The following is a 13,127-nucleotide window of genomic DNA, read 5'->3' as shown; positions in this document are numbered from 1 at the left end:
GACCAATCTGCATGCCCAAGTGTAGTACAAGGTATACTCTAATATCGCTAAAACAGATGGTCTGAATGGCTCGGGCCATGCGATAGGGGGAGTGTGACGCGTGGCGCAACAGGATACCGGCCAGGCAATGCCCCCGCTTTCGCTTGAAACCTATCGGGTCTTGATCCCACCCATCTTGGGCCTCACCCTCGCCTCGACCACCACCGATATCGTGGTCCAGCAGGCGCACAGAACCACCGGGGTCTCAACCTTCAACGGCACGGCGATGATCATCGCCGCCCTTATCGCAGGCATGCTGTTCCTCTCGACCCTCGCGGTCAAGCGCTTCACCAAGCGATTCATCTCCCGCTTCATCTTTGCGAGCATCGTCATCTCCGGACTCTGCTGCCTGGTGCTCGCCGTGCTGCATGCCTATGGCGTGCAGCTCTCCCTTACCGGCGCCGTTGCGCTGCAGGCGGGCGTTGCCGCAGGCGCAACGTTCATCAAGTTCTACTGGCTCCGCAAGCTTCGCGGGACATCCGCCCAGGCAGCCGTCATCGTCGTGTTCTGCGCACTCGCCATCTCGGAGTTCATCACCTTCTCGTTGAGCTTCTCCGGCGAGCTCATGTGGTATATCGCGGGAACCATCCTCACGTTTGCCCAGTTCAGCGTCGTGCGCATCTCCCGCGAACTTGGAGCGGCGGGAGACCCCTTCCCCGCCGTTTCGGAATCGTATTTCGGCACGAACGAGGACCGCTTCTCCAACCGCAGCTTTTTGGCCGTGGCGACGCTGGGCATCTGGTTCATCTCGGTCCCCATGGGCATGGGCCTCGGTTTCTCATCGGGCGAAGCCATCTACATGAGCACCGTGCCCCGCTTCATGGTGCTGCTCTTCGTCATCATCGTGTCGGCCCTGTGGATTCGCTACGGCTTCGCGTCGCGCATGCGCGCCATCACCACGAGCATCTGGGTCGCCATGGAGGTCCTGCTTGCCTTAGGCGCCGTGTTCCTCTCCATCTGGCCCAACACCATCTCGGTCGGCGCCTCGTTCATCATGGGCTCCTCGCTCGTGCTGCAGACCTTCGTCTGGTATCTCACCATCGCCTTCATCAGCTTCGGCTGGCGGGATCCGTTCTATTACTGCACGCTGTCGTGGGTGTCCATGACGCTGCTGTTCGTCGCCGGCATGCGCCTCGACGGCCTTATCACGCGGCTGTTCCCCAACAACACGCCGGTGCTCATCTCCATCATGAGCCTCTTCGTGCTCATCGGCGCCCAGGTGGTCTTCACCAAGCTCCTCTCCTCGCCGAGCGAGCGAACGGAACGGCGCCAGACCGCAGGCGAGGCGATCACCGAAGAGGACATCAAGCGCGTTCCGCTGATGGGCGTGCTCGCCATCACTCCGCAGGAGCACCCCGCGATGGTGCAGCAGAAGCCGGACGTGCACATCGCGACCTCGGTTATGGAGATGGGGCAGCGCTTCGGCCTGACCGGCCGCGAGGTCGAGGTTCTCACGCTCTACGCGCTGGGCCACACCCAAGCCCGTGTGAGCGAAGAGCTCAAGCTGTCCACCAACACGGTCCATACGCATATCAAGCGCGTCTACGAGAAGACGGACCTGCATTCGCGCCAAGAGATCTTGGACTACATCGCCGAGTACGGCAGCCCCCGCCCATAGACGGTTGACGAAAAGCGAAACGGGTCCCATGGCACTGCCGTGGGACCCGTTGCTACAGACGATATCGGCGTCTCGTTAGAACTCGAGCGACTCCAGACGGTCGAACACCACATCGACGCGCGTCAGGAACGAACGCGGATCGAAGATGCGGTCGAGCTCCTCGTCGGTCACCGTGCAGCGGGGATCCGCCTCCAGCTTCTCGCGGAACGTCGAGCCCTGCTCGCACTGCTGGACCTCGCGCCATGTCGCCATAGCGTTCTCCTGCACGATAGCGTAGGCCTCCTCGCGCGTGATACCCGTCTCCACGAGGGCCAGCAGCACCTTCGAGGAATAGATCAGGCCGCGCGTCTTGTTCAGGTTCGCCATCATGCGGGCGGGATACAGAATCAGTCCGTCGACGATGCGAGTCAGGCACTGGAACATGTGATCGAGGGCGATGAAGCTATCGGCCTGGGCCACACGCTCGGCACTCGAGTGCGAGATGTCGCGCTCGTGCCACAAGGCAACGTTATCGAATGCGACCTGCGCGTTCGCCTTCACGATGCGGGAGAGGCCGCAGACCTTCTCGACCGTGATGGGGTTGCGCTTGTGGGGCATAGCGGAGCTGCCCTTCTGACCCTTGCGGAACGGCTCCTCGGCCTCAAGGGTATCGGTCTTCTGCAGATTGCGGATCTCGGTCGCAATGCGCTCGCAGGTCGCGGCGGTCGTCGCCAGAACGCCGGCGAGATACGCATGATGATCGCGCGAGATGACCTGCGTCGACAGCGGATCGTGCACGAGACCCAGATGCTCGCAGACATACTCTTCGACAAAGGGCTCGATCGAGGAGTAGGTTCCCACGGCGCCGGAGATCGCGCCGAACGCCACGGCCGCACGGGCCTCCTTCAGGCGATCGTAATCGCGCTTGAGCTCCCAAGCCCAGCTGCCGAACTTCATGCCGAAGGTCATCGGTTCCGCATGGATGCCGTGGGTGCGCCCGACGCACAGCGTGTCACGCTCCTCGAACGCGCGGCGCTTGCAGATCTCGCCGAGCTTCTTGCAGTCCTCGATCAGGATGTCAGTGGCCTGAACGAGCTGGTAGCACAGGGCCGTGTCACCCAGATCGGAGCTCGTCATGCCAAAGTGAACCCAACGGCTCGGCTTGGGATCTCCCTCGGGAACATCCCTGTCGATATGCTCTCCCATGTTGGTGAGAAACGCGATGACATCGTGGTTGGTCACGGCCTCGATGGCGTCGACCTCTTCCTTGTTGAAGGCGGCGTGCTCGCGAATCCAAGCAGCCTCCTCCTTGGTGATTCCGATCTTGCCGAGCTCGGCCTGTGCCTCGCAGGCGAGCACCTCGATCTCCTGCCAGATGGCGTACTTGTTCTCCAGCGAGAAGATATGGCCCATCTCCGGACGGGTATAGCGGTCGATCATGGCGGCTCCTTTTTGAATATTGGCACGCTGTTGGTACCGCTCTATTGTACGCGGTGCGAGCGCTCTTTTCTCTTTGCCCTCGGGGGTGGGCACATTCGACAGATTTGCTCATGTGGAGCTTTTTGGGGACGTGACCGTTTTAGGGACAGTCCCTAAAAATATCAAAAAGGCACCATCGCTGGTGCCTCTGCAAATCCTGGAGCGGGCAACGGGACTCGCGCGCACGCTGGCGCGGGCGCGCAGCTCCGAGGCGCTGCGCGCCTCGGACGCTCGCTGGGAAACGCTCACGCGTTTCCGCAGCCTCGCGACCCCAACGGGTTCGAGTCCCTGAAGCGGTGCTCGTATGAAAAAGGCACCATTGCTGGTGCCTCTGCAAATCCTGGAGCGGGCAACGGGACTCGAACCCGCGAGTGTCAGCTTGGGAAGCTGATGCCTTACCACTTGGCGATGCCCGCGTATGTCAGCATCGCATCAAGCGACGCACGAAGTAGTATACCCTGCCTGTTTTTGACGGGCAAGAAGAAGAGGGCCGCATGATTCCAATCCGCACGAAATCGGCTCACGCGACGCGCGGCAACGACAACTCGAGTCAAGAGAGAGGAGACGCTGCGACATAAGGGCTCCATTATAAATCGCTCTTGGACCGTCTATTCGCCATGCGCTACGCAGACGATACGCATGGTGGCGTATTCCTTGGCGATGCGTGCGTAGCGATCCAAGTCGTATCCGATGCGATCGATCTCGGCGATATCGTGCGCATCCTTCTCGCGATCACTCATGATCTTGGATGCTCGTACCGCCTCGAGCGTCGCACAGCCGATGGTTACGCCAGTGGGCAGGCGACGCAACTCGGTGCGGTCAGCCTCCATAGAGCAAGGCATTACCGCCTCAAGCAAGGCGTCAAAGCCGTCGGTTACCTCAAGCGCAGCATTGCGTTGGTGCAGTTCATCACTCTCAACTAAATATGGGCAAAAGCTCACGAGCACTCCGTCGATCACGGAATGCACGCCGAAATCTCCACGCTCCTCGTTGCAGGGCAGATTGAGCGAATCGAGCCGAGGGTCATACAGACCCTCGCCGACAAGCCAGGTGCGCACATCGGGCATGTCGGCGATGCGAAGCGATATGTCCACGTCACCGTGAAGCCGCCTCGAATCGCATCCCGAAGCAATCCAGGGGACAAGCCCTCCCTCAAGAAAGACCTTCCCAACAAGCATAGGCGCGGTCAGAACGCGCATCGCTACGGAGCAGGCCAGCGAAAACGGCACGGATTTGATAGCAGCAGTGTCAGCCTGAAGCATGATTATCCTTCTTTCCATCTCATTTCGGGCCGCACGGAACCATCCCGGCACTGCCGGGACGAGCGACCGGCGTCCCTGTCAGACATATCGGCTAGAAGGAAGTCGTCATGCGCCCCTCTTGAAGAAGGATATTGCCTTCATTATACGCTTCGCGCTGCAGAGCCATCACGATCCGGAGCAACATGCAGGCTGAGCATAACGCTGACAGTCCCAGCTCGTTTTATGAATGCGTGGAGACGGTCTGGCGTTCATTCTTCGCCTTGCAGCCTGAATCTCGAAACCCCGCCCGACAAGCGCTGCAGATTTAGCGCGGAATCGGCTTGCTGTAAGAACCCTGTCGGACTGTGAGCAGATACCACGGGATATTCGCCCCCGTCCGGTTTCTACGATCGAATCCCATGTGTGTGAAGGAGGTCGGTCATGAGACTGGTGTCAGGGGATGATTATCGTTCGTTACGTCGTTCATATCTGAAAACATATGGAAGATCGCGATTCAATTCACCACGGCGCGAACGGTCGTTTATCAAGAGAATTATCGTGGACAGGATTTCCTCCGTGGCCATATGCGCGTTATGTCTTGTCGCCTGGCTGCTCTATCTTGTCTTCGCGTCTCCCCAGCCTGCCGCCGCGAATCCGATCACGGTGAAGGTCTCGCAGCTCGTCAGCAACCCACACTCAAAGGGCGGAACGGGACACTTCATCCGTGTTGAAGGACCGACCTCCTCGGTCGCCTACTGCGCCCAAGGCTGGCTCATCACTCCTCCCGAGGGCCAAAGCCTCGAGCGCTACGGATCACTTGAGATTCCCGAGCTCGACTACGTGATGTACCACGGCTACGACGGAGCCATGGTCACCTCCGTCTACGGACTCGATGAGCAGCGCTCGGAGATGGCGACCATGGCAGCCGTATGGCTTGCCATCGGAGACAAGCGCGGCGACATCCTCAATTTCATCCCCAACGTGGATAAGCCCTTCCATGGCAACAAGATGTATCTCGAGCGCTGGCAGAGCATCGAAGACGAGTCGATCAAGCAGGCCGCATACGACCTGTACCAGGAAGCACTCGACTACGCCGAGGACGGCGGTGGCGGCATCGAAGAAGGCTGCGCCACGTTCTGGAGCAATCGCAACGCATACGAAGCCGATGGCACATTCAGCTACCAAGGGGTCATCACGGCCGACAAAGAGCTGCTCGTCACCTTCTGCAAAGTGTCTGATGATGAAGCCGTGACCGATAACAACGAGGCGTACAGCCTTGCCGGCGCGGAATACAGCATCTACCTTGCCGAAAGCGACGACCTCGTCGCTTCGTTCGCGACCGATGATGAGGGTCGGGCGACATGCCGTCTTAAACCGGACACCTCGTATTACGCCGTCGAGACCAAAGCGCCTGCCGGATACGAGCTCAACGAGGAGCGCATCGAGTTCGTCACCGAACAGGATGCCATCGAGATCGTCCTGACCGACTCTCCCCAACGGCTCCAGCTCACCGTCAAGAAGGTGGACGCAGCGACCGGAAACGACGCGCAGCCGACGTTAAGCCTGGAGGGTGCGGAGTTCTCCATCACCGACGCACAGGGCAACACAAGAACGAGCACCATCGATGAAACGGGAACGGCGACGATTGAAAACCTCCCCCTCGGACCCGTCTATGTCCAGGAGACGAAGGCTCCCACGGGCTACGTACTCGACGAGACGGTTCATGAAGTCATCCTTGGCGATGCGGAAGGTGACGATGAGCTCGCGCTTACCCGGGAACTTATCGTTGAGAACACGCCCGTTGCCTTCGACATCGCGATTGAGAAGACGCTGAATGGCGAGGCTGCCGATGAATCAGCCAAGGGCATCGCATTCGATATCATCTCGAACACGACCGATGAGGTTGTCGGGACGATCGTGACCGACGAGACGGGCCACGCGGATACAACCGACACATGGTTTGGAGCTGGCACTCGTCCCGACAATGCGTCCGGTGCGATTCCCTACGACGCTGCGGGATACACCGTCCGCGAGGACCCGGATACGACACCCGATGGATTTGAGGCCGCAGAACCGTGGAACATCACGGCGGATCAGATCGTCGATGGGGTCAGCCTGTCATTCGATGTCGACAACGCCGTCGTCGCATCGCAGCTCACCATCGTGAAGGTAGACAAGGCGACGGGACAGCCCATACCCCTCGCGGGCTTTACCTTTAGCATACTCGACGCCCAGGGCAACCAGCTTTCGGCAGACTCCTGGTTCCCAACCGCACCGGAGCAGGAAACGTTCACCACAGACGAGACAGGCACCGTCGCCATTCCCCAGAAGCTGCGCCGTGGGACGTACTGCGTCAAGGAAACGCAAGCGCCCGAGCCGTATCTTCTCGCCGACGAATTGATTCCCTTTGAAGTCGAAGCCTCATCCGATGAGCCAGCCGTGGTCGTTGAGATCGCCGATGCCGCGGCGACCGGACAGGGCAAGATCGTCAAGACCGGTAGTCAAAATGAATCTCCTTTAGCAGGAGCCGCGTTCGATGTCGTCGCGCAACTGGATGTTGTCGCACCCGATGGTACGGTGCAGGTTCGGACCGGCGAGATCGTCGACCAGGTGATCACCGATGAGGACGGCATCGCGACCACCAAAGAGCTTCCCTTGGGCTCCGGCGAGGCGACCTATGCGTTCATCGAAACCGCAGCACCCGAGGGTTATGTCGTCAATCCGGATCCCGTCCCCTTCACGCTTTCATATCAGGACCCGGCAACCGAGGTCGTGACCACCGAGGTCGCCTGTACCAACAAACCCACAACAGTCACCATCACCAAGGTGTCTGCAGGCGACCAGGAGCCTGTCGCCGAGGCGACCTTTGCCCTGACGAGCATCGACGAGCAGGCCGAATCACCTTCAGAAAACGAAGCGGAGGAGACACCCGACATAGGTGCTGAGGAGCCCGATGGCGATACCGGCGTCAACGACGATGACGGCACCGATAGCGGCAGCGATGCCGAGGGCGACACCGGTATCGTCGAAGACCGATCTTCAGACGAAGCGACGGCGGATGATGCTGAGAACACGCAGGATGCCGCCGAAGACATGGAGTCAGGCAATCCGGGTCCCGACGAGCCTGCGGATGACTCGATAGTCGAGGAGTCCGGCAGCACCTATACGACCGATGCGGACGGCACGATCGCCATCACCTGCCTCGCCCCCGGAACCTATCGTCTTCAAGAGCTCGAAGCTCCCGCAGGCTATCTCGTCGATGACGCACCGCGCGAATTCACGGTCGACCAGGACGGCTTGATTGACGGCTCCTCGACGTTGAGCCTTACGTTCGAGAACGACTACACCAAGGTCGACATCTCTAAACGCAGCTCAGTTGACGAGTCATGCTTGACGGGAGCCCATCTTACGCTCATCGATGCCGAGGGCAAGGAGATCGACTCCTGGGAAACGAGCGACACGCCGCATCGTATCGAAAAGATCGCCCCCGGAACGTATCAGCTTGCGGAAACCGAAGCACCCGACGGATACGACACGGCTGGTGCCATGGAGATCGTCATCGAGGAAACGGCGGAGGTCCAGGCATTCACCCTGTATAACGACCCGGTGGAAATAGCCGCTCTCGTGGACAAGCGACGCGTGAACAGCGAGGGGTCTTCAGGAGACCGAGAAACGTTTTCTTATGTGATCGATGCCAAGAACGACAGCTCGTCATGGGTCGACGAGTGCACGGTCACCGATACGCTCGATAGCGCCCTCCAGGGTCTGGTCGAGTTGACGAGCGTCACCACGCCGATCGCGCAAGGCGATCACGACGGCCTTCTCAACGTGTGGTACTACCTCGCCGACTCCGATGCGCAGCCCGAGACGAGCGATGCGAACGCGACTACCGCCGACGACGAGGGCAACCCCCGACTTGAAGAGGAGCAGCAAGAGCTCATCACCGGCGACGACCAGCGCGTCCTCGACTACAACGGCTGGCATCTATGGGCAGAGGGCGTAAGCACCTCCGAGGCGACCACGCTTGATGTTGCCGACCTCAACCTCGCCACCGGCAGCCTCATCACAGCCGTGCGGTTTGAATTCGGACGCGTTGAAGAGGACTTCACGACAAGGGACGACCTCGACGCCTCCAGCCTTCTCAAAGATGAGCAAGACACTGTCGAACCCGAGGAAATAGGCTCCGAGAACCTCTCCCCCATGCGCATCGAGATGCGCGCGAGCGCAACGTACGTCTCGGGAGACGCCGTCGTCAACTCCGTCCAGATCGACGAGTACCGCAACGGAGGCGGGGACGGTCTCGAGGCTCATGACACAGACCTTGTCCGGTATGAGGGCGAACCGGAGTTTCGCCCGCTCGATCAAACGGGCTTCCGCATCATCGGCGGGACGCTCTTGGGCACCGGCGCCATCTGCGCCTTCGGGGCTTGGGCGGGTCTCGGCAAACGGACGCGAACCATTCGCTAGAAAGGATAATCATCATGACAGACACCGCTGCGGCCACATGTGAGGACAGGCGCAGAAAGATCGGCCGGATAGGGCAGATCGTCGCCCTGATCATCCTGCTGCTTTGCATCTTGTTCTTGGGTTGGAAGGTCCTTCAGTTCGGAAAGGCCGACGAGGGAGCCATCGTCACCCAATACGAAGGCATGACGCGGGAAGAGATCCAAGCCGAGCTCGACCGGACGGTGCGCGAGAACATGATGACCGTCTCGGTTGCACCGACCGCACTCCTCGCTGAGAACGGCGATGTTGCCGTCAACGTCATCAATGAGGAAAGCAATCGATTCCCCCAGCGGTTTTCGCTTATCCAAGATGGCGAGGTCGTATATCGGTCCGGAACGATCGACCCGGGAAAGACCGTCAGCTCGTGTCATCCGGACCATATCTCCGCCGGTCCAGCTGTCATCGAAATCCAGGCGCTCGACCCGGAATCCAGCGAAGACCACGGCAGCCCGACCCGCGTCGACATCTCGATCGTTGAAGCCGACGAATCATAGGCACCCAGTGGCATGAGGGATATGCCACGCGAATAGAAAGGATCGATCATGAGTGCACGAACCACACGTACCCGGAACCGACTTGGGACCCTGGCTTGCTCAGTCGGCGTCGCCTGCATGCTCGCCTCGCCCACAATCGCCTTGGCGCAGGACAAGGTCGTCACCGGAACCAACGGAACCACCGATGTAACGGTCCAAACGTCCAACGAGAACATCAAGTTTTCCATCCCGACCATCATTCCGTTTGCCGCAGCGGGCGACGGCGAGCTTGTGGGACCGACGGCCAGCGAGACGCTGATCAAGAACCTCTCGGTCTTTGGCATCCATGTCACCAACATGTCGGTCGAGGAGGAGGCTCCCTGGGTTTTGGTCGCAGATGCCGAATCGGCCGGACAGGACAACTCGGTGGACTTCCAGGTGGGGCCAGAAGACGATATGAAAGACGCCTTCGAAGCTTCACGTGACACTGGAACCGATTTGTCTCAAAGGCAGAGTTGGAATATGGCTTACGCCGGCGGAGAAGGAGATTCAATCCAGCTTAAATCTGAGGGAAACATCTCCCACGCGACCGTCGACCTTTCCGGTGACGGCGCCAAAATAGCCACGATCAGCTGGACTGTTGCCCCTGGCCAGCATGTCTCGTAAGCGCAGCGCCCCGGCACTTGCCGCACTCGGCCTTGCCGGGGCGCTTGCCTTCGCAATCCCTTTGCAGTCCCGAGCCGCGACCGCCGACGCGCCTTCTTCGGCTGGAGGCTCAACCGACGTCACCGTGATTGCCACCGAACAGCCTGCGCCCGACACCGAAGAGCCGGAGGGCCTCCCGCAAACGGGCGTCTCGAACTCATCAGGCTTCATCGCGGCCATCGCTTTGGGGTCGGCAACGGCAGTCGCCCTCTTGCGCCCGCGACCCCATCTTCGTTAGCCGTCGTTATTAAAGGAGGATTGGTCATGATCGATCGTTTGCGACAACTCGCGTGTATTGTCTGTCTCGCACTGCTTGCGGCAGCAGCCATGGCGCCACGTGGCGCCCTCGCATCCGATCTGACGATCCTTGCCGAGCGCATGGGCGACACGGTGGTCGAACTTCCCCTCCGCGCGACATCACGTATGAGGACAGCGGACGAGCAGGATCAGACCGGGGTTTGGATTTATTTTGGCGGCTCCACGTCTGGACGCATCACGCAGGTCAACGACTACTTTATCGAAAGCGAACCCAATGACGATGGAACCGTCAACGTTATCGTGCGGACCACGCTCACCAGCGTCGACTCGAACTTCGCGTACTGGACCACCACCAAGACAATCTACTGCGACGGTGAAGAGGTCGCCTATATCGGACCCGACTACGAGCAGGCAGGTCCCGGTGAATCCATTTCCCAAGAAGCTCGATTCAGCGTCTCCGGCGGCGGGGTGCATCACATCACCAGCATCGAAGAGGAGTTCAGGGAGGGGACGGAGACCTCGGCCGGCTGGGATTTCGAGGTCAACGTCCCCTTTGTCATCACCGCAACAGCCGCTACCGGCGGATCCATCGAGCCGGACGGCCCATCTCTTGCTTATGAGGGAACATCGAAGCTATACCGCATCGAGGCGGATGCGGGATATCGCATTTCCAACGTTATCGTGGACGATCTATCGGTCGGAGCCCGACCCGATTACCGTTTCACCTTGATTGACAGCAATCACACCATCGAGGCTCGGTTCGTAAAGACCTGGCGCGTCACGGTCGTCGACGGCATCAACGGATCGATCATCGACCGTCAAACCGTCGATGACGGCGACGATGCGGAGGTTCCCTCCATCCCGAAGCATGATGGGTATCGCTTCGACCGCTGGAGCTCCAGTTTTGACGACATCGATGCCGACACGACGATCACCGCGCGCTATATCCGCGTGCACGACGTAGTGTTCTACGATCGCGACGGACACGAGCTGTCGAGGCAATCTGTCGACCATGGATCGGCGGCAACGGATCCCGGCATTCCCCCTCTTGACGGATATACGGCCTCAGGTTGGGACACCTCGTTCATCAGCGTGACGAAGGACCTTTCCATCCACCCCGTCTACGAGCCGATCATCTCCGTGAGAGTCCCCACGCTCGTTGCATGCACGATCATGCCCGACGGAAGCGTAGTCGAGCCAACGGGTTACCGCATAGAGAACCGATCGGTGGTACCCGTCACGGCATCGGACATGGCAACCGAGTACCTCGCCGATGACGTATCCGTTGAGATGGCCGACGATTCGGGCTGCATCTACCGAACCGGAAAGATGGTTGGACGTCTCGATATCGCTGAGGGGTCCTCACAATGTTTCACGTGGCACATAGGAGATCTCGATCCTCGGGAAAACGCAGATCTTATCGGCCAGGCCGTGAAGGAACCGACGACCGTCTGCCGCGTTACGTTTACGTTTGAGGAGGCGGCGTAGATGGATCTTGATATCGCGCGGCGCGCGTTGCGAGGCATCGCCGGCGCAATCTGCCTCGTCAGCACCATGTCGCTCGCGATCTCTTGTGCACAGGAACAGTCCTCAGATATGGTGTACGACGCTTTGGAGCGCAGCGCTCTGGCGGTTCCGGCATCGAGAGGAAACACCGCTGAGGGCGATTCGGTCGCGACGCTGGCCGACGTGCTGTCGATCAACCCCGAAGTCGCCGGCTGGCTCACAGTCGAGAACACGTCGATCTCGTATCCCGTCGTTTTGCCGGAAGCCGAGACGCCTCGGGACTGGTATCTCGATCACGACGTCCAGGGGTATTGGAATCCGCTTGGATGCCCCTATATCGACAACCGAAGCGGCACCGATAAGCACCATCTGCTCGTGTACGGCCATCATGTGCACAACTCAGACGCGATGTTCAGCAGCATTGCTGCAGCGTATCAGGAAGATATCTTCGAGGCGATAGGATCCGCCACGTGGAGCACTCCCGACGGGGAAACGGAGACGTTCTATCCGTGCATGGCCCTCAACGTTGAGTCCTCATACGACACCATCCAACGCTTTTCATTTGCAGACCAAGTTGACCTGCAGATATGGATCGGCTCTCTTTCGAAAGACGCCCAGGCCAAGGCTCGCATGTGGGCCAAACAGATGACGGATGCGACTCGCGTGCTGACGCTGGTCACCTGTTCAAGCGAGCAGCCTGGGCAGACGTGGCGCACGCTCGTCGTCTTCACCGACGTCGAGGGAAGAGATTAGTTGCCGGACTCCTGGAGCACTTCCTCGGTATGGACGGCCTCGGGTGTGGAGCCGACGACACCGACCGCATAGGCCAAGCCGAAACCGAGGGCCAACGCCACCACGGCACCGATGAGGTAGGCAATCCAATGGCGTTTGATAAACGAGAACACGTGACCTCCTCAAGATGTATCGGTCCTTTGTATGCTAGCAGCATTTTACGCAGCCGCGGCCGGGAGTTCCTCCTCGACACGATTCTGCGTCAATTATCGGGTATACGAGGTGACATGTACCCATGCACCAGAAAGGACACCCATATGACCAGCGAAACGTACGAGCTTTACATCATGCCGTCTTGCCCGTACTGCCACAAGGTACTCAACTTCCTGTCAAAGCACGATATCGAGATGCCGATACGCGACATCACCGCCGACTCCCAGGCGGCGGAAACACTCGTGCGCGTCGGCGGGAAGCGACAGGTGCCCTGCCTGTTTATCGACGGAAAGCCGTTGTACGAGTCATCGGATATCGTCGACTATCTCGCTGAACACCTCGCTTAAGCCAAAAGAAAGGGCCCGGATACGGGCCCTT

General features: G+C 59.7%; 10 protein-coding genes and 1 tRNA gene. 7 read left to right on the top strand and 4 right to left on the bottom strand.

The window, feature by feature from the left end:
- The first annotated feature begins 100 nt into the window (after positions 1-100).
- Positions 101-1,657, top strand: coding sequence for a helix-turn-helix transcriptional regulator (locus B5F74_RS06225; protein WP_143753815.1), 1,557 nt, complete (start codon positions 101-103; stop codon positions 1,655-1,657).
- Positions 1,658-1,732: 75 nt separating this feature from the next.
- Here the strand turns inward: B5F74_RS06225 and purB are convergent, their stop codons facing one another.
- The 3 genes from purB to B5F74_RS06210 form a co-directional block, all read right to left on the bottom strand.
- Positions 1,733-3,076, bottom strand: coding sequence for an adenylosuccinate lyase (gene purB, locus B5F74_RS06220; RefSeq protein WP_087200912.1), 1,344 nt, complete (start codon positions 3,074-3,076; stop codon positions 1,733-1,735).
- 380 nt (positions 3,077-3,456) lie between these two features.
- Positions 3,457-3,531 (bottom strand) — tRNA-Gly (locus B5F74_RS06215).
- A gap of 192 nt (positions 3,532-3,723) precedes the next feature.
- The gene (locus tag B5F74_RS06210) at positions 3,724-4,377 is read right to left on the bottom strand and encodes a hypothetical protein (RefSeq protein WP_087200911.1); all 654 of its coding nucleotides are present in this window, start codon (positions 4,375-4,377) and stop codon (positions 3,724-3,726) included.
- A gap of 537 nt (positions 4,378-4,914) precedes the next feature.
- Between B5F74_RS06210 and B5F74_RS06205 the strand changes: the two genes are divergently transcribed.
- The 5 genes from B5F74_RS06205 (at position 4,915) to B5F74_RS06185 (ending at position 12,557) form a co-directional block, all read left to right on the top strand.
- A complete protein-coding gene (locus B5F74_RS06205) occupies positions 4,915-8,823 on the top strand; it encodes a SpaA isopeptide-forming pilin-related protein (protein ID WP_143753813.1) in 3,909 nt (1,302 codons plus the stop codon).
- A 14-nt stretch (positions 8,824-8,837) separates the two neighbouring features.
- Positions 8,838-9,356 carry a hypothetical protein gene (locus B5F74_RS06200; protein WP_087200907.1) on the top strand — a complete coding sequence of 173 codons (519 nt, stop codon included), beginning with the start codon at positions 8,838-8,840 and terminating at the stop codon, positions 9,354-9,356.
- Between the two features lie 48 nt (positions 9,357-9,404).
- Complete coding sequence (locus tag B5F74_RS06195) at positions 9,405-10,001, top strand: hypothetical protein (protein WP_087200905.1); 597 nt, start codon at positions 9,405-9,407, stop codon at positions 9,999-10,001.
- A gap of 303 nt (positions 10,002-10,304) precedes the next feature.
- Positions 10,305-11,786 carry an InlB B-repeat-containing protein gene (locus tag B5F74_RS06190; protein ID WP_087200904.1) on the top strand — a complete coding sequence of 494 codons (1,482 nt, stop codon included), beginning with the start codon at positions 10,305-10,307 and terminating at the stop codon, positions 11,784-11,786.
- On the top strand, positions 11,787-12,557 hold the full coding sequence (locus tag B5F74_RS06185) for a class B sortase (RefSeq protein ID WP_087200902.1): 771 nt from the start codon (positions 11,787-11,789) through the stop codon (positions 12,555-12,557).
- Here the strand turns inward: B5F74_RS06185 and B5F74_RS12530 are convergent.
- Positions 12,554-12,709, bottom strand: a complete 156-nt coding sequence (locus tag B5F74_RS12530) for a hypothetical protein (protein ID WP_187119115.1) — start codon at positions 12,707-12,709, stop codon at positions 12,554-12,556. The two genes, B5F74_RS06185 and B5F74_RS12530, sit on opposite strands and share 4 nt — an antisense overlap.
- Positions 12,710-12,853: 144 nt before the next feature.
- On the opposite strand from B5F74_RS12530, the gene B5F74_RS06180 reads away from it, so the two are divergent.
- Positions 12,854-13,096 carry a glutaredoxin gene (locus B5F74_RS06180; RefSeq protein ID WP_087200900.1) on the top strand — a complete coding sequence of 81 codons (243 nt, stop codon included), beginning with the start codon at positions 12,854-12,856 and terminating at the stop codon, positions 13,094-13,096.
- Positions 13,097-13,127: the final 31 nt, after the last annotated feature.

Origin of the sequence: Collinsella sp. An271 (assembly GCF_002159695.1) — a bacterium.
Classification (GTDB): Bacteria; Actinomycetota; Coriobacteriia; order Coriobacteriales; family Coriobacteriaceae; genus Collinsella; species Collinsella ihumii.
Note: the sequence above shows the minus strand (reverse complement) of the source record. Positions and strands in the feature narration are given on the sequence as shown.